This window comes from Psychroserpens jangbogonensis (assembly GCF_000797465.1).
GTDB lineage: Bacteria > Bacteroidota > Bacteroidia > Flavobacteriales > Flavobacteriaceae > Psychroserpens > Psychroserpens jangbogonensis.
Genome location: NZ_JSWG01000011.1, coordinates 129,608 through 148,075 on the forward strand (window position 1 = coordinate 129,608; position 18,468 = coordinate 148,075).

General features: G+C 32.0%; 16 protein-coding genes and 1 other RNA gene. 11 read left to right on the forward strand and 6 right to left on the reverse strand.

Translation table 11 applies throughout. The features are described from left to right. Positions 1-12: 12 nt before the first annotated feature. A complete protein-coding gene (locus tag RH81_RS11850) occupies positions 13-1,698 on the reverse strand; it encodes a M23 family metallopeptidase (protein WP_033960562.1) in 1,686 nt (561 codons plus the stop codon). Between the two features lie 276 nt (positions 1,699-1,974). Between RH81_RS11850 and RH81_RS11855 the strand changes: the two genes are divergently transcribed. The 4 genes from RH81_RS11855 (at position 1,975) to rny (ending at position 4,464) form a co-directional block, all read left to right on the forward strand. Continuing rightward, positions 1,975-2,265: a hypothetical protein gene (locus RH81_RS11855; protein ID WP_033960563.1), complete on the forward strand. Its 291-nt coding sequence runs from the start codon at positions 1,975-1,977 to the stop codon at positions 2,263-2,265. 15 nt (positions 2,266-2,280) lie between these two features. Next, the gene (locus tag RH81_RS11860) at positions 2,281-2,574 is read left to right on the forward strand and encodes a cell division protein ZapA (RefSeq protein ID WP_033960564.1); all 294 of its coding nucleotides are present in this window, start codon (positions 2,281-2,283) and stop codon (positions 2,572-2,574) included. 58 nt (positions 2,575-2,632) lie between these two features. Further along, a non-coding RNA gene (gene ssrS, locus RH81_RS16790) (6S RNA) lies at positions 2,633-2,761 on the forward strand. Positions 2,762-2,886: 125 nt separating this feature from the next. Continuing rightward, on the forward strand, positions 2,887-4,464 hold the full coding sequence (gene rny / locus RH81_RS11865) for a ribonuclease Y (protein ID WP_033960565.1): 1,578 nt from the start codon (positions 2,887-2,889) through the stop codon (positions 4,462-4,464). 36 nt (positions 4,465-4,500) lie between these two features. Here the strand turns inward: rny and RH81_RS11870 are convergent, their stop codons facing one another. Together RH81_RS11870 and xerD are read right to left on the reverse strand one after the other, a co-directional pair. Further along, positions 4,501-5,682 carry a sensor histidine kinase gene (locus RH81_RS11870; protein ID WP_052172545.1) on the reverse strand — a complete coding sequence of 394 codons (1,182 nt, stop codon included), beginning with the start codon at positions 5,680-5,682 and terminating at the stop codon, positions 4,501-4,503. Between the two features lie 61 nt (positions 5,683-5,743). Further along, the gene (xerD, locus tag RH81_RS11875; protein WP_033960566.1) at positions 5,744-6,652 is read right to left on the reverse strand and encodes a site-specific tyrosine recombinase XerD; all 909 of its coding nucleotides are present in this window, start codon (positions 6,650-6,652) and stop codon (positions 5,744-5,746) included. A 240-nt stretch (positions 6,653-6,892) separates the two neighbouring features. On the opposite strand from xerD, the gene RH81_RS11880 reads away from it, so the two are divergent. The 3 genes from RH81_RS11880 to RH81_RS11890 all read left to right on the forward strand — a co-directional run bounded on the left by RH81_RS11880 (position 6,893) and on the right by RH81_RS11890 (position 8,449). Beyond that, positions 6,893-7,423, forward strand: a complete 531-nt coding sequence (locus RH81_RS11880; protein ID WP_033960567.1) for an outer membrane beta-barrel protein — start codon at positions 6,893-6,895, stop codon at positions 7,421-7,423. Between the two features lie 76 nt (positions 7,424-7,499). Beyond that, positions 7,500-7,919 carry a type II 3-dehydroquinate dehydratase gene (gene aroQ / locus RH81_RS11885; protein WP_033960569.1) on the forward strand — a complete coding sequence of 140 codons (420 nt, stop codon included), beginning with the start codon at positions 7,500-7,502 and terminating at the stop codon, positions 7,917-7,919. A gap of 47 nt (positions 7,920-7,966) precedes the next feature. Further along, positions 7,967-8,449, forward strand: coding sequence for a porin family protein (locus RH81_RS11890; RefSeq protein WP_033960571.1), 483 nt, complete (start codon positions 7,967-7,969; stop codon positions 8,447-8,449). Between the two features lie 51 nt (positions 8,450-8,500). Here RH81_RS11890 and lpdA read toward each other — a convergent pair whose 3' ends face one another. The 3 genes from lpdA to msrB form a co-directional block, all read right to left on the reverse strand. Then, complete coding sequence (gene lpdA, locus RH81_RS11895; protein ID WP_033960572.1) at positions 8,501-9,877, reverse strand: dihydrolipoyl dehydrogenase; 1,377 nt, start codon at positions 9,875-9,877, stop codon at positions 8,501-8,503. 56 nt (positions 9,878-9,933) lie between these two features. Continuing rightward, entirely contained in the window at positions 9,934-10,488 is a 555-nt protein-coding gene (locus tag RH81_RS11900; RefSeq protein WP_033960573.1) for a DUF1572 family protein, read from the reverse strand. A gap of 103 nt (positions 10,489-10,591) precedes the next feature. Continuing rightward, the gene (msrB, locus tag RH81_RS11905) at positions 10,592-11,074 is read right to left on the reverse strand and encodes a peptide-methionine (R)-S-oxide reductase MsrB (RefSeq protein WP_033960651.1); all 483 of its coding nucleotides are present in this window, start codon (positions 11,072-11,074) and stop codon (positions 10,592-10,594) included. A gap of 159 nt (positions 11,075-11,233) precedes the next feature. Between msrB and RH81_RS11910 the strand changes: the two genes are divergently transcribed. From RH81_RS11910 to RH81_RS11925, 4 genes are all read left to right on the forward strand, one after another. Continuing rightward, a complete protein-coding gene (locus tag RH81_RS11910; RefSeq protein ID WP_033960574.1) occupies positions 11,234-12,637 on the forward strand; it encodes a glycogen synthase in 1,404 nt (467 codons plus the stop codon). A 6-nt stretch (positions 12,638-12,643) separates the two neighbouring features. Beyond that, positions 12,644-13,909: a glucose-1-phosphate adenylyltransferase gene (locus RH81_RS11915; protein ID WP_033960575.1), complete on the forward strand. Its 1,266-nt coding sequence runs from the start codon at positions 12,644-12,646 to the stop codon at positions 13,907-13,909. Positions 13,910-13,921: 12 nt separating this feature from the next. Next, positions 13,922-15,835, forward strand: coding sequence for a 1,4-alpha-glucan branching protein GlgB (gene glgB, locus RH81_RS11920; protein WP_033960582.1), 1,914 nt, complete (start codon positions 13,922-13,924; stop codon positions 15,833-15,835). A gap of 161 nt (positions 15,836-15,996) precedes the next feature. Beyond that, positions 15,997-18,402, forward strand: a complete 2,406-nt coding sequence (locus RH81_RS11925) for a glycoside hydrolase family 31 protein (RefSeq protein WP_033960586.1) — start codon at positions 15,997-15,999, stop codon at positions 18,400-18,402. Positions 18,403-18,468: the final 66 nt, after the last annotated feature.

An 18,468-nucleotide genomic window follows, 5' to 3' on the forward strand; every position in this document is an offset into this window, starting at 1 on the left:
AAGGCTTCTTTTTTATTTTCTAAAAAACGTTGCTTCAAATGTAGAACTATTTCCAATATTATCTATAACAATTACTTTCAAATTATTTTCACTATCAGAAATTACTCGGTCATCAAAACTATAAGTTAGTGTATCTTTTTTATAATCATACTCCATTAAAATCCATTTTCCATTAATAGTGGCTCTGTAATTACTAATTCCAGATAGATCATCATCAATTTTAACTTTTATGTTTTCTAATTTACTTGCCCATTTACCATCTTGAAAGTTTACGGGTTTAATTGTTGGGCTAATTGTGTCTGAAGCTAAAGTAAAAGTGCCTAATGATTTTGTTCTTGCGGTCAAATAATCACCTTGTCTAGTTGTTTTGACGTAGTATGGTCGTTTGTAGTAACCATAAAGCTTAGCGATAAAGAGTTTGCTTTTATCTTCTTCGGAATAGTTTTCAATATTGTAGCTTATTGTGTAATTTTTCATAATAGGAACAACGTCCTTGTGCAATGTTAAGGTGTCACTACTAACGGCAAAATCAATATAAAAATTGTCATAAAAAGCATCTTTAGGAAAAAATACAGAAACACTCTTGTCTTCAAGTCTTAGTGATTCATTTGCTTGAACATAGTAAGTTGGTTGAAGATCGTAACCTTCAAGAATTTCTTTTGCTTTCTTTCCTTTTATTGGGATATTAACCCAAGCCTCATTGCCTTCAAAATCTTGAATTCTAATTTTATAAACTGAAGACGTGCTGTCTTCAACTTTTATATATCCATCGCCTGAAACATCTTTCAGCATGCTTAAGGTGTTTCCAGATTGTACAAATAACTTCTGAACGCGAGATTTTTCTGTTTTAAAAATTTCAAAATCGATATACCTATTGAGGTGTTTAGTTTCATCAAAGCTGAAACGCTTAAAATCCATTTCAAAATTTTTGTTTCCATTAAAAAAAGTTTGAATGTTACTAACTCCATTTTTATTATGAGCTAAATCCTGTTGATCATAACTGACCACTCCAAAACCAATTTCTCCTAATGCTTCAATAGGTTCTACGTTATAATCACCATTTTTATTTGGGATGAGACGTAATTCTTTTCTAGTTTTAATATCATTAACATGAGACTTTCTGTCTTTTGGATAGGCGTAAATTGCAGATATCACTGGACGTTTAGTGTCTGTAATATCAATTCCGAAAAGCATTGGGTTTATAGGTCGTTCTGCATTATCTCTAATTTCAAAATGTAGGTGAGGACCACCAGAGCTTCCTGAATTTCCAGAGAACGCTACAATCTCATCTGTTTTAATTGGTAACTCATCAGGAGAAGGGAATACTTCAACCTCATAAGATTCCTTTTCATATTGAAGACTTTTAATATATTTTTCAATGACTGGAGCAAACTTTTCTAAATGAGCATAAACCGTTACATAGCCATTTGGGTGTGTGATGTAAAGTGCTTTTCCGTAGCCAAAATGAGAAATCTTTATGCGGCTAACATAGCCTTCAGCTGCTGCATAAACATCTAAGCCTGTACGCTGTTGTGTTTTTATATCCAAACCAGAATGAAAATGGTTTGAACGAAGTTCAGCAAAAGTTCCTGATAACACTAAGGTAACATCTAATGGATTCCTAAAATAATCTTGAGGATATGGAGATTGGCTGAAACCAAATTGAGAGATGAATAGGATTAAATAAATATGTTTCATGTTTGTTAAGTGCAATGCCAGATTTCTATAACGTAAAAATATCGAATTATTTTAGATATAGAAAATATTCTATAAATAGTTTATAAATAAAACTTGTTTTGATCAAATTCAAAAATAATAAAGTTAAACTTCAAAAAACAGATATTACTAAATTTAAATTATTCGCTAAGCTACTGTATGACTGATGTTAAGATATAAATTCAAAATTTATTCTAAAACTATTGCTATTTTTGATTTGGTATGTTAACTTTGTTACATCAGTATTGAATTTTGTAAATGAGTAAAATTGAAGATATTGTAGACTCGTTAGAGAATAAAATTAGCAAAGTTTTGCACAAACTAGAAGTTTTGAAGCAGACCAACGTTAAAATCTCAGAGGAGCTAGCAATTCAACAACAAAAAAATATGAGTCAACAGGAAGAAATTAGTTCTTGGGCTGATAAGTATGAAGCACTCAAAATGGCAAATTCGCTGCTGGGCAGTGACGAAAATAACAGAGAAACTAAGCTTAAAATAAATACATTAATTAGAGATATTGACCATTGTATTGCGCAATTATCTGAATAATGTTAATAAGATTTAATGGCAGAACAGCTTAAAATAAAGCTATCTATAGCAAACCGAGTGTATCCTTTAACTATTGCACCTAGTCAAGAGGAAGGGTTACGTAAGGCAGCAAAAAAGATTGAAGCCATGATAAGCCAGTTTGAACAAAATTATTCTGTTCGAGATAAACAAGATGTATTAGCAATGTGTGCTTTACAGTTTGCGTCTCAAGTTGAACAGAAGACAATAGATAAAGCCGAAGTGAGTGAAGAAGTTGAAACAAAGTTAAATACTTTAAATCAATTATTACAGGATCATTTAAGCGCTTAACGTTCTTTTAAATACAACATTAGGTTACTGCCTACATTAGTTATTTTATTTTTGATAAACTCAACGTTAATTCTTTAAAAAGGGTGAGTTTAAACTGTAAAATCGAGCTGCTAGCACCGAACTTGTTTCGTTGTTTAGGCAGATTTTTGATCAGTTTGTTAGCCCTAAACTTGTTTTTAAGGAGTTTATACAAAATCTGAAACTGATGTAGGCTTTTTTTTTAACTCAACTCAAATAATATTGAAGTGAGTTCTTCTCAATAATAATTGAGAAGTTTTGATGATATCAAAAACATTTTAAACTAACTATGACATGGATACGAACACAATTTTAATGATTGTTGGAGGTGTAGTATTAGGAATAATACTAGGATATATTATTGCAAAATCTCTTGAAAAGAGTAAGGCTTCAAAGCTTATTAAAGATGCAGAGAACGACGCTAAATCAATATTAAAACAAGCTAAGAGTGATGGAGAATCTGTTAAAAAGGATAAAATGCTCCAGGCTAAAGAAAAATTTATTGAGCTTAAGTCAGAACATGAAAAAGTAATTCTTTCTCGTGATAAAAAAATGGCTGAAGCTGAAAAACGTACAAGAGATAAAGAGTCTCAAACTTCTAGCGAATTGGCGAAAGCTAAAAAATCTGGCCAAAGTCTTGAAGATAAAATCAAAGATTACGATTTTAGACTTGAGTTTTTAGAAAAGAAAAAAGATGAGGTTGAAAAAGCTCATAAGAGTCAGATTAAACAATTAGAAGTGATTTCTAGTTTATCTGCAGAAGATGCTAAATTCCAGTTAGTAGAGTCACTCAAGAATGAGGCAAAAACTGATGCGATGAGCTATTTGCAAGATACTCTTGAGGAAGCTAAACTTACAGCGCAACAAGAAGCTAAGAAAATTATAATTAATTCTATACAACGTATCGGAACTGAAGAAGCAATTGATAATTGTGTTTCTGTTTTTAATATTGAATCTGATGATGTTAAGGGTAGAATAATTGGAAGAGAAGGTCGAAACATTAGAGCTATTGAAGCTGCTACAGGAGTAGAGATCATTGTAGATGATACACCTGAAGCAATTATTTTATCTTGCTTTGATTCAGTTCGAAGAGAGATTGCTCGTTTGTCTTTACATAAATTAGTTACAGACGGAAGAATACATCCAGCTCGAATTGAAGAAATTGTTAAAAAGACAGAGAAGCAAATCGAACAAGAGATTATTGAAGTAGGTAAGCGTACTGTTATTGACTTAGGAATCCATGGATTACATCCAGAACTTATAAAATTAGTAGGTCGAATGAAGTATCGTTCGTCTTATGGTCAAAACTTACTACAACATTCACGTGAAGTTGCTAAATTGTGTGGTGTGATGGCTGCAGAATTAGGATTGAATTCTAAACTAGCTAAACGTGCTGGTTTACTTCATGATATAGGTAAAGTACCATCTTCTGAAGCAGACATGGAAACTCCTCATGCTATTTTAGGAATGCAATGGGCCGAGAAACATGGCGAAAAACCAGAAGTTTGTAATGCAATAGGTGCTCACCACGACGAAATAGAAATGACTACATTGTTGTCTCCAATCGTTCAAGTTTGTGATGCAATTTCAGGAGCAAGACCAGGAGCAAGACGACAAGTACTAGATTCGTATATTCAGCGTTTAAAAGATTTAGAAGATGTAGCTTTTGGATTTACAGGAGTGAATAAAGCGTATGCAATTCAAGCAGGTAGAGAATTGCGTGTAATGGTAGAAAGCGAAAAAGTATCAGACGATCAAGCGGCTAAATTGTCGTTTGAGATTTCTCAAAAAATTCAAACAGATATGACATATCCTGGACAAGTAAAAGTTACAGTAATTAGAGAGACTAGAGCAGTTAACATCGCTAAATAAGTATCTCGAAATAATATATTAAAAAAGCATTCTATTTTAGAATGCTTTTTGTTTTTTAAAAGTTAGTGTGAATGTAGAGCCTTCATTGAGTTTACTGGTCAATTCGATTTGTCCATCTAAAGCTTCTACTTGCGTTTTAGTAATGTATAAACCAATTCCCCTAGAATCTTCTCTATTAGTCCCGTGAAATGTTTGGTATATTTCAAATAATTGATCTTTATATTTTTCAAGATCGATTCCAATACCATTATCAGAAATCAATATTTTAATATCCTTATTAGTATGCAAGGTTTGAAGTATAATTTTAGACTTTCTATCTGGATGACTATATTTTATGCCATTTGATATAAGATTGTGAAGTATGCTTTCAAAATAAGATACATTTGTTTTTAGGAGATCAGCTTCTCTAATAGCATTATGGATACTTATTCCTTTTTGTTGACTTTCTAATTCAAGACTTTTTATAATTTTATTGGCACAAGAATGAATATTTATTTGTTCATTGATTTGATTTATGTTGGTTTTAGATTTTATGCTTATAATGTCATTTAAATCAACTATTGTGCTTGTTAATGCATCTGAAATAGTTTTCAAATGATTAACTAATTCTTCTTTTTCATTTTCTGAGGTAGCATCTTCGTAGAACTCTAATATGTTTTTGAAATTTCCAATATGTGTTTTTAGGTTGTGAGATACGATATGTGTGAAATTATGAAGACGCTTATTTTGATTTGTTATGAGTTCAAGATTCTTATTGAGTAATTCTTCAGTCTTCTTTCTTTGAGTAATATCGGCATGCGTTCCAATAATTCTTAGTGGTTTATTGTAATCATCTCTAACAACGACTTTCCCGCGATCTAAGATCCATTTATAGGTTCCGTCTTTGCAACGAATACGATGTTCATTTTTATAATGTTCTAAACCTCCATTTAAATGTGCTTTGAAATCTTTGAAATAAGCATCTCTATCTTCAGGGTGAATACGTTTATCCCATTGTATTTCAGAGTTTTTAATTTCTGAATCTTTATAACCAATAAGTTGTTTTGATTTTTTTGAATAAAAGACTTCGTTAGTAGAGGCATTCCAATCCCAAAGGCCAACATTAGAATTCTCTAAAGCAAATTTCCATTTTAGTTCGTCTAAATGCTTGTTGTTCTCTAATGATGTGTCTTGTTTTTTTGTTTTTGTATAAGATAACTTATTGACTAACCTTTTCATTGATTCCCTTTTTTATTAAGACACAATAAAAAGAAAATTGTCACTTAAATCTGATAAAAAATTATTTGCGCGGATGATGTTGTAACAAGATTTCTTTTAGGTGAGATCTATCAACATGCATGTATATTTCAGTAGTTGTAATACTTTCATGTCCGAGCATAAGCTGAATAGCTCTTAAGTCGGCCCCATTTTCAAGTAAATGAGTTGCAAATGAATGTCTAAAAGTATGTGGTGAAATAACCTTATTAAGGTTAATTGCTTTAGCTAAATTCTTTATTATAGTAAAAATCATGGCTCTGGTTAATTGCGCACCTCTATGATTTAAAAACAAAGTGTCTTTGTCTTCTTGGTTTATATCAATTTTTGTTCGCTCTTGTTTCCAGATATTGATATAGTTTTGAGTATTCAATCCAATAGGAACAAATCGTTGTTTGTCTCCTTTACCTGTAACTTTAATAAAGCCTTCCTCAAAGAAAAGATCAGATATTTTTAAATTTATAAGTTCACTTACCCGAAGTCCACAACTATATAAGGTTTCTAAAATAGCTCTATTGCGTTCTCCTATATATATGTTATTGTAACTTTTTGATAAATCTATGGCTCCAATGAGTGCATCAATCTCTTCAATACTTAGTGTGTCTGGAAGTTTTCTTCCTGTTTTTGGCGATTCAATATGATCTAAAGGGTTAGTCTTTCTGTAATCTTCAAAAACTAAATACGAAAAGAAACTTCGCAATCCAGATATTACTCGCGACTGTGATCTTGCATTAATACTTTTAGAGACTTCATACACAAAAGATTGTATAACATTTTTATCTATTTTAATTGGAGAAATAGTCATGTCATGTTGTTCTAAATACAACATAAGTTTTTGAACATCACGAACATAACTTTCAATAGAATTATTTGATAAACCACGTTCTATTTTAAGGTAATGTTTGTAATCTTTAATTGCGTTTTGCCATTTCATAGTGTTTTTTCTCTATAATTCATGTTATACAATGGTAAAAATAGGCGTTTTAAGGCTCTTTTAATACGTCATTTGTCGTATTTTTTATTTATTTTGTTAATAAACTATCTTGTAAAAGACTGTAAATAAGCAACTTGAAATAGGGTGTTTACAAAATTGTTAATAAGTCCATAAATATTGTTTATTAATTCAAAAAAAAGTATTTAGTTTGTACTAATCAATTTTAAAAACTTATAAATTATGAAAAAATTAATGTTATTAGCTGCTGTTGCAGTATTTAGTTTGTCAAACGTAAACGCTCAAGAATTAAGAGCTGGTTTAAATGGTGGTGTTCCAATAGGAGATGCTGGAGATTTTTACACATTCACTTTTGGATTAGACGTTACTTACCTTTTCTTGGAAGTATCTGAAGATTTTCAAGTAGGTGCTGCTACAGGTTATAGTACTTCATCTGGTGATGATATCACTTCTCCTAGTATTACTTTTGGAGGTGTTACTATTCCTGGTGTTACAGTAGAAATTGACAGCTTTGATTACATCCCATTAGCTGCTGCAGGACGTTATAGTCTTTCTGAAGCTTTTATATTAGGACTTGATTTAGGTTATGCTATTGTTATGACAGATGGTGCTGATTCAGGATTGTATTACAGACCAATGGTTGGATACAATTTTACTGAAGATTTACAAGCTACTCTTTCTTATACTGGTGTTAGCCAAGATGGAACAAACTTTAGTTCTGTTCTTTTAGGAGTTAGCTACAAATTAATGTAGTAGATACTTATAGATTAAAAAAAGGGTAGCATTTTGCTACCCTTTTTTTATGCCTAAATTTTAATATCTTTACTCTATGAAGAAGTTAATTATAATCAATGGACCTAACATTAATTTATTAGGTAAGCGGGAAACTAATATTTATGGTGATTTGTCGTTTACCGAATTCTTCAAGTCAATAAGTAATAAATATCCTAAAATAGAACTAGAACATTATCAATCTAATATTGAAGGAGAATTGATAGATAAGATTCAAGAGGTTGGTTTTAGCTACGATGGAATTATTTTAAACGCAGCTGCTTATACACATACGTCTATTGGTATTGGAGATGCCATAAAGGCAATTGAAACTCCAGTTATTGAAGTTCATATTTCTAATACTTTTTCTAGAGAAGAGTTTAGACATAAGTCTTATATCTCTCCAAATGCTAAAGGTGTTATTTTAGGTTTTGGTTTACTGAGTTATGAATTAGCCATTCAGAGCTTCTTAAATTGATTTTATAAAATGATGTAGCTGTTTTCTTCTAATTTAAATTATCATCAATGAAACACACTTTATTTAAAGCTTTAGTTTGTATTGTATTGAGTTTTTCTTGTTACGCTCAGTCAGATGTTAGTTTTGGAATTAAAGGAGGTCTAAACCTTACCTTTTTTAAAGTTGAAGTTGCAAATTTTGGAACAAACACCGAAACTGAAACCGGTTACTACGGAGGAGTATTTGTTGATTTTATAATTGATGAGTCTTTTTCTATCCAACCAGAAGTGTTATATATTGGTCTTAATGACTTTAAGTTTATAAATGCTCCTATTTATATCAATTATGAAGTCGCAAGTAATTTTGATCTTATGGTTGGCCCAAGTCTTAATTACTTTTTTGATTTCTTCTCTAATAAATTTAAAGTGAGAGCAGACATTTGTGCGGCTTATAATATTACACCTTCCATAGATTTTCACACAAAATATACCATTGGCTTTGAAGAAATAGCAACTAATGGTTTGTTTATAGGAATTGGCTTAAGGATATAAAAAAAAGACGACCCATTTCTGAATCGTCTTCTCGTATTTTAAACTTAGAGTCTATAAATGAATGACTTCATCGTAAGCATCTGCAACAGCTTCCATAACAGCTTCACTCATTGTTGGGTGAGGATGAACAGTTTTTAATACTTCATGACCAGTAGTTTCTAACTTTCTACCTAAAACAGCTTCAGCAATCATATCAGTAACTCCTGCGCCAACCATATGACATCCTAGCCACTCTCCATATTTTGCATCAAAAATCACTTTTACAAATCCATCTTTGTTTCCACTAGCACTTGCTTTACCTGAAGCAGAGAAAGGGAATTTACCAACTTTGATATCAATACCTTGATCTTTAGCTTGCTTTTCAGTTAAACCTACGCTAGCAATTTCAGGAGAGCAATACGTACAACCAGGAATATTTCCGTAGTCTAATGCTTCAACGTGTTGTCCAGCAATCTTTTCTACACATAGAATACCTTCGGCTGAAGCTACATGAGCTAAAGCTTGTCCAGGAGTAACATCTCCAATAGCGTAATATCCAGGAATATTTGTTTGGTAATAATCGTTGACTAAAATTTTATCTCTGTCAACAGCAATACCAACATTTTCTAATCCTATATTCTCGATATTTGATTTAATACCAACAGCAGATAAAACTAAATCAGCTTCAAGAATTTCTTCTCCTTTTTTAGTCTTTACAGTTGCTTTTACACCTTTTCCTGAAGTATCTACTTTGGTAACTTCAGAAGAGGTCATGATTTTAATTCCACTTTTCTTAAATGAACGTTCTAATTGTTTAGAAACATCTTCATCTTCAACAGGAACAATTCTAGGTAAGTATTCAACAATTGTTACTTCAGTTCCCATAGAGTTGTAGAAATAAGCGAACTCTACACCAATTGCTCCTGATCCTACAACAATCATCTTCTTTGGTTGACTTGGTAAGGTCATAGCTTCTCTGTAGCCAATTACTTTTTTACCATCTTGAGGTAAACTAGGTAATTCGCGACTTCTTGCTCCAGTTGCAATAATAATATGGTCTGCGCTATAAACTGTTCCGTCAACTTCAACTTTTTTACCAGTTTTAAGTGTTCCGAAACCTTTTATAACATCAATTTTATTCTTTTTCATTAAAAACTGAACACCCTTACTCATGCCATCTGCAACATTTCGACTACGTTTTACAACGGCATCAAAATCATGTTCAGCATCCTTAACTTTAAGTCCGTAATCTTCAGCGTGCTTTAAATATTCAAAAACTTGAGCAGATTTTAATAAAGCTTTTGTTGGAATACAACCCCAATTTAGGCAAACACCACCTAAGCTTTCTTTTTCTACAATAGCAGTCTTTAAGCCTAATTGAGAAGCTCTAATTGCTGTTACGTAGCCTCCAGGACCACTTCCAAGTACTATTACATCATATTTACTCATGAGTCTATTTTTGTCTAATTTTTAAGGATACGAAGTTACAAAACCAAATTGTAATATTAAAGGTCATCTGTAAAATGTCTACGACCTTTTTCTTTACTAAATTTTTCCTGATTATAGGTATTGGAATTTCCTTTAGGAATTGACAAAGAAATCCAATCGTTTCCTTTTAAGAGTTTTCCTAAAAAAACGAGTTGACCAATGTGGTAGGAGTAGTGTGTTAATTGTCGATTTATAGCTTCAGTAACTGTATGACCTTGGTTGCGTATATAAATGATGCGCTCAAGATCTTCATGAGTTAACGGTTTAATGGCATCAAACAAACAATTCCAACCTTTAGCCCAATAATGAATGAGCTCCTCTTTGTTTTTAAAGGTATCTTGAAACTCACTATCGCGATGTCGCCATTCTTTTTCGCCATCTTCTGTTAAAAAATTAGTCCATCGACTTAACATGTTTCCTACAATATGCTTTACTATTATTGAAATAGAGTTAGAATCCTCTACAAATTCTTGTTTAAGTTCATCTATAGATAGTTGATTTATGGTCTTATCACCAAGTAATTTGTAATATTCAAACTGTTTAATAACACTCGTTAAAAATGAATGGTCCATAATACTTATTTTAAACTGAATAAAAATAGCGATACAAAATCTTAACTACTATAGTTTCCCATAGTTAGATTTTATATCGCTATAATATGAATGTTATTATATTCTATTTTATAGGTACAAACTTTAGAGCCACTCCATTAATACAATGACGTTTCCCGGTTGTATTTCTTGGGCCATCATTAAAAACGTGTCCTAAATGACCACCACAAGTAGCACAATGTTCTTCGTCTCTACTATAGCCAAGGTTGTTGTCGGATCCGAAAGCTACATTGCCTTCTATTTCTCTATCAAAACTTGGCCAACCAGTCCCAGAATCAAATTTGTGTTCACTTTTAAATAATGGAGTATCGCAAGCAGCACAATGAAATGTACCTTCATTATATTCTTTATTCAATGGACTTGAAAAAGGACGTTCAGTACCTGCTTGTCTTAATACGTAGTATTCCTGTTCAGTAAGTTCTTTTTTCCATTCTATATCAGTTTTTGATACTTGGAATTCTTCTTTTTCTTTTGTTTCTTTTTTTTGGGCTGAAGAATTGCAACTAAAAAATAAAGTAATGGTAAGTAGTAATAGGATCTTTTTCATATTATAAATGTAATTGATTTTATCTTTTTTTTGTCGAAAAAAAAAATTATTCATTACGAAATCGATTTAGTTTTATTATTACGTCAACATTGCGTAAATGCTAATAGTCTTTCACATATAATTATGTAAATTTATAAATTAATACAAAAGTTTTGTGAAATGAGAATAATGCATGTCAGCGCAGAATGTTATCCCATAGCTAAAGTTGGAGGTTTAGCAGATGTCGTTGGTGCATTGCCAAAATATCAAAATCTAATTGGTGCTGATAGTAGTGTTATTATGCCTTTCTACAATAATGCATTTACCAGTAAGTATGATTTTTCAACAATTTTTGATTCTCAAATTAGCTTAGGAAATGAACTGATAAAGTTTAGTGTTTTAAAGCTTTCTGAATCTATATTAGATTTCGATATTTATTTTATTGATATCAAAGCTTTACTTTTTAAAGATTATGTCTATTCGGCAGATGATACAGATCGTTTTTTAGCATTTCAAATTGCTACTTTAGATTGGATTTTAACACTAAAGGACAAACCAGATTTTATTCATTGTCATGATCATCATACAGGTTTAATTCCGTTTATGACACAAGAGAGTTATAAGTATGAATCTTTAAACAAAATTCCAATAATTTCTACCATTCATAATGCCCAATATCAAGGGTGGATGTCACATGATCATTTATATAAAATTCCTGAATTTAATATTAAGAACATAGGTTTATTGGATTGGAATGGTGTAATTAATCCTCTGGCTGCTGCCATAAAATGTGCTTGGCGAATTACGACGGTTTCACCAAGTTATATGGAGGAATTGAAAATTGAAGCTAATGGGTTAGAAGACTTATTATCTCATGAGAGTTTAAAAGTTGTTGGTATTTTAAATGGGATTGATGCAGATGTTTGGAATCCTGAGACAGATACATTTATTATTGAAAATTATGATGTAACCTCAATAGAATCAGGAAAAAAGTCTAATAAAGAATGGCTTTGTTCTGAGTTTAATTTAGACCAAGACAAACCATTATTTGCTTTTATTGGACGATTAGTTGGCGAAAAAGGAGCGGAACTCTTACCAGATGTATTCGAAAAAACTTTAGAAAGTGATGACATTTCTATTCTACTTTTAGGATCTGGGTTTAAGGAGACTGAATCAAAATTATTAGAATTAAAATCTAACCATAATGGATTTTATAATGCATATATTGGTTATGATGAAAAGTTATCACATATAATTTATGCAGGAGCAGACTTTTTATTGATGCCATCTCGAGTAGAACCTTGTGGTTTAAATCAAATGTATTCACTACGATATGGCACTGTTCCAGTCGTTAGAAGGATTGGTGGTTTAAAAGACACAGTAATTGATATTGATGAAGATGGCTTCGGGATTTGTCACGAATCTGTTACAGTAGATGAAATTGTTGCTGCAATAAAAAAGGCATCAAAGTTTTATAAAAATCAAAAAGTATTTAATAAAAATAGAAAGCTTATTATGGGTATTGACCATTCTTGGAAAGTCTCCGCAAAAGCTTATATAAATTTATATAAATCAATAAACTAAATAAATATGATTAATAATGAAGTGTTATCAATTATACTAGGTGGTGGTCAAGGATCTAGATTATATCCTCTTACAGCAGACAGATCTAAGCCAGCTGTTCCAATTGCAGGAAAATATAGATTGGTAGATATTCCTATATCTAACTGTATTAATTCTAATATCAAAAGAATGTATGTGTTAACTCAGTTTAATTCTGCTTCATTAAATCAGCATATAAAAAACACATATCATTTTAGTTTTTTTAGTAGTGCATTTGTGGATGTTTTAGCTGCAGAACAAACCATGCATAGTGATGAATGGTTTCAAGGAACTGCTGATGCTGTAAGACAAAGTATGCATCACTTTTTGCAAAATGATTTTGAGTATGCTTTAATACTATCTGGAGATCAATTGTACAATATGGACTTAGAGGACATGATAGAAAAGCATAAAAAAAGTAATGCAGAAATCTCTATTGCTACTTACCCAGTAAACGCTAAAGAAGCAACAGGTTTTGGCTTGTTAAAAACGGATAGCGAAAATATAATTACTTCTTTTATAGAAAAACCAGCTTCAGAATTATTACCGGAATGGACGTCTGATGTTAGCGAAGAAATGAAAAAAGAAGGTAGAAATTACCTAGCCTCAATGGGGATTTATATTTTTAATAGAGATTTATTAGTAAAGTTGATGGATAATCCAGATACCAATGATTTTGGTAAGGAAATCATACCGCAATCCATACATAAGCATAAGACATTAAGCTATCAATATGAAGGCTATTGGACAGATATAGGAACGATTGAATCGTTTTTTGAAGCAAATTTAGGTTTAACAGAAGATATTCCTAAATTTAATTTGTATGATGAAAACAGAGTATATACAAGAGCAAGAATTTTACCTACATCAAAGTTTTCTGGAACTATTGTTAATAAATCTGTAATTGCAGATGGCTGCATAATTCATGCAGATAAAATAGAAAGAAGTGTCATTGGTATTCGTTCAAGAATAGGCGAGAATTCAACAGTATTAAATACCTATATGATGGGAAATGATTCTTACGAATCTTTAAAAGGAATTGAAGAGAATAAAATAGAAAACCTTTTAGGTATTGGAGACAGATGCCACATAAACAATTGTATTATAGATAAGAATTGTAGAATTGGAGATGATGTTAAAATTGAAGGAGGTAAACATTTAAAAGATGTTGAAACTGATAATTATTTTATAAAGGACGGAATTGTTGTAATTAAAAAAGGAGCAACCATAATAAAAGGGACTATAATCAAATAATTAAAATATTATATGCCTAAAGTTATATCACATAGTCTATTCTTAGAATTTGATATTGACCTTTTTAAATCGGGTAAGCATTATCGCTTATATGAGAAATTTGGTTCACATATTATGACCTTGGATGGAGTAGAAGGCACTTATTTTGCTGTTTGGGCTCCTAGCGCTAAGGACGTTTCGGTAATTGGAAGTTTTAACCACTGGGTTGAAGGAGCACATTCTTTAAACGTAAGATGGGATACCAGTGGTATCTGGGAAGGATTTATTCCAGGTGCTGGTAAAGGGACTACTTATAAATATAAAATCCATAGTAATAATAGTGATATAATAACCGAGAAAGCAGATCCATATGCAAGGCGATGTGAGCATCCTCCTAAAACAGCTTCAATAGTTTGGGATGAACCTTATAGCTGGAAAGATGAAAATTGGATGAAAAAGCGTAAAGATCACAATGCTTTAGATGCGCCTTATTCAGTCTACGAAGTCCATTTAGGTTCTTGGAAAAGACAAATTGAAGAAAATCGATTCTTATCATATGTTGAATTGGCAGAAGAATTAGTTAGCTATGTGAAAGAAATGAACTTTACTCATGTAGAGTTAATGCCAATTATGGAGTTTCCTTACGACCCAAGTTGGGGTTATCAAATAACAGGTTATTTTGCACCAACATCACGTTTTGGTTATCCAGAAGAGTTCAAACTTCTTGTAGATAAATTACACCAAAATGATATCGGAATTATTCTAGATTGGGTGCCTTCTCACTTTCCTGAAGATGCTCATGGACTAGGTTTTTTTGATGGAACACATTTATACGAGCATCCAGATCCTAAAAAAGGCTATCATAACGATTGGAAAAGTTTAATCTTTAATTATGGTCGCAATGAAGTTAAGTCGTTTCTTATAAGTAACGCTATTTTTTGGTTAGACCAATACCATGCAGATGGCTTGCGAGTTGATGCCGTTGCTTCTATGTTATTTTTGGATTATTCTAGGGAAGATGGTCAATGGGAACCAAATATGTTTGGCGGAAGAGAAAATTTAGAAGCTATTGCGTTTATGCGTGACATGAACGAAGCCGTGTATTCAAGTTTTCCAGATGTACAAACTATAGCTGAAGAGTCTACATCATTCCCAATGGTTTCTAAGCCGACGTTCATGGGAGGACTTGGTTTTGGAATGAAATGGATGATGGGTTGGATGCATGATACGCTTCAGTATTTTGCAAAAGAACCAATCTACAGAAAACATCACCAAAATGACCTAACATTCAGTATGACCTATGCATTTACCGAGAACTTTATGTTGCCGTTAAGTCATGATGAAGTCGTATATGGTAAAAAATCTATTTTAGGTCGTATGCCTGGAGATGAATGGCAAAAATTTGCAAATTTACGTGCATTGTATAGTTACATGTATACGCATCCTGGAACTAACTTATTATTTCAAGGAGCTGAATTAGCTCAAAGTTCTGAATGGAACTTTGAAAAAAGCTTAGACTGGCATCTATTAGAGTATGAACCTCATAAAGGGATTCAAGAACTCATAAAAGGTTTAAACACACTTTATAGAAAAGAACCTGCACTGCATCAAAATCAATTTTCTGGAGAAGGTTTTGAATGGATCGATTATAATGATGCTGAAAATTCTACGTTTGTTTATATGAGACACGGTAAAAATGAAAAAGAGACTGTAGTCGTTGTTTGTAATCTAACACCAATTCCCAAAGAAAAATTCAAATTAGGCTTGCCAAAAGCAGGTAAAATAAAGGAAATTTTCAATAGCGATCTTAAGAAGTATTACGGAAGTGGTAACTATACTAATAAGTCTATTGCAACAAAAGAAGAGCCTTGGCATTTCAGAGACCATTCTGTAAATGTTAAAATACCACCTCTTGGTGTTGTAGTTTTTAAATATATGAAAAAGTAACTATTATCATATTACGGTTTTCGGTAAGTAAAATTATTAGTTTTATCAAAATACAATCCCGAAATCGTTGTAGTTAATAAATCCTTATAATTACTAGGTAGCATTCTTTTTTACGTGCCATTTTTTATGTTTTTTTACGTTTATTATTTTAAAATCATACCATGATTATAAATACAGAATTAGAACAAAAAGGTAACATATTTCCTTCTAAGATAATTGCATTTAAGAAAGATGTAGATACCTTATATTTTTCTACAGATAATGACGTTGTTTTGCAACTAACTGTATTAAGAGATAGTGTATTGCGGTTTAGATATTCGACTACAGGAACATTTGGCAACGATTTTTCTTATGCCATTACAAAATATGCGAGTACAGGTTATAATCATCTCACAATTGTGGAGGATGAGAATAACTATATAGTAACGACTTCAAAACTGATTTGTCATATTGCAAAGGATGATTTACGCGTATCACTTTATGATGCAAAAGATAATGAGTTGATTAATCAAGATGAAGCAGGTTTTCATTGGGAAGAAAGCTATGAGTTTGGTGGTAACATTGTTAAGATGAGTAAATTATCAAATGATGGTGAAAGCTATTATGGTTTAGGAGACAAGCCAAATCATTTAAATTTAAAAGGTAAACGATATCAAAATTGGGTAACAGATTCTTATGCCTACGGAAAGGATACAGATCCTATTTATAAAGCAATTCCTTTTTACACTGGATTGCATAACAAAAAGGCATATGGTGTTTTCTTTGATAATACCTTCAGAAGTTATTTCGATTTTTCCCAAGAAAGACGTAATGTAACAAGCTTCTGGGCAGATGGTGGAGAAATGAATTACTACTTCATTTATGGTCCGAAAATGCAAGATGTTATTGAGAGTTATACAGATCTTACAGGAAAACCACATCAATTACCACCACTTTGGGCATTGGGATATCACCAATGTAAATGGAGTTATTATCCAGAAAGTAAAGTTAAAGAAATCACATCTACCTTCAGGAGATTAAAAATACCATGTGATGCTATTTATCTTGACATAGATTATATGGATGGATTTAGATGTTTTACATGGAATAAAGACTACTTCCCTGATCCAAAGCGAATGGTTAAAGAATTGGCAGATGACGGATTTAAAACCGTTGCTATAATTGATCCAGGAATTAAAATAGATAAAGACTATTCTGTATTTAAAGAAGCTCTAGAAAAAGATTATTTCTGCAAACGAGCAGATGGTCCATACATGAAAGGAAAAGTATGGCCTGGAGAGTGTTATTTTCCAGATTTTACAAATCCAGAAGTAAGGGAATGGTGGTCAGGCTTGTTTAAAGAATTAATTGAAGATATAGGTGTAAAAGGCGTTTGGAATGATATGAACGAGCCAGCAGTTATGGAAGTTCCTAATAAAACCTTTCCTGACGACGTAAGACATAATTATGATGGCAACTACTGTAGTCACAGAAAAGCGCATAATGTGTATGGCATGCAGATGGCAAGAGCTACCTATCAAGGTTTAAAGAAATATGCTTATCCTAAGCGTCCTTTTGTAATTACAAGATCAGCTTACTCAGGAACTCAGCGTTACACGTCTACTTGGACAGGTGATAATGTGGCTACTTGGGAACATCTATGGATTGCAAATGTGCAAGCGCAACGTATGGCAATGTCAGGTTTTAGTTTTGCTGGTAGTGATATTGGAGGATTTGCAGGACAACCACAAGGCGAATTGTTTACACGATGGATTCAATTAGGTGTATTTCACCCATTTTGTAGAGTACATTCTTCAGGAGATCATGGAGATCAGGAACCTTGGGCTTTTGATGAAGATGTAACAGATATAGTTCGAAAATTTATTGAATTACGTTATCAGTTATTGCCCTATTTATATACAGCATTTTGGCATCATATAGACCAAGGAAGGCCAATATTAAAGTCTTTGGTGCTTTATGATCAAGAAGATCTTCAAACGCACTATAGAACCGATGAATTTGTTTTCGGAGAAAGTATTTTAGTATGTCCTATTATTGAACAAAATGCAAGAGGAAGACGTATGTATATTCCTCGTGGAAACTGGTATAATTACTGGACTAACGAAAGAGTTAAAGGTGGAAAAGAATTGTGGGTTGATGCCGAAATTGATAGCATGCCAATCTTTATAAAGGAAGGAGCTATTATTCCTAAATACCCAATTCAGCAATATGTTGATGAACTTGAAATTGATGAGGTAACTTTAGATGTTTATTTTAAAAAAGGAAAAGAAGTTTCTACATTATTTGATGATGCTGGTGATGGTTACGATTATACTAAAGGTCGCTTTAGCTTAAGAACTTTTAAGTTAAGAGGAAAAGAAAACGAATTGATTATTCAACAACATAAAGAAGGAAAGTACACGACAAAATACAAAACCTTCAATTTGAAAATCTATGGACTGCCATTTGAAGTTAAAGAGATTCAAGTAGATAATGAAGTTATTGATATAAAAAGGTTAATAGTTGATGAGTTCTCTAAAATCGTTATTGATAAAGATTTTTCTGAACTTCATATCATTGGGAAATAAAAGCAAGATTAAATGTGACTTTTTTATATTAATATGTGTCAAACATTACGGAACGAATTTTGTAAA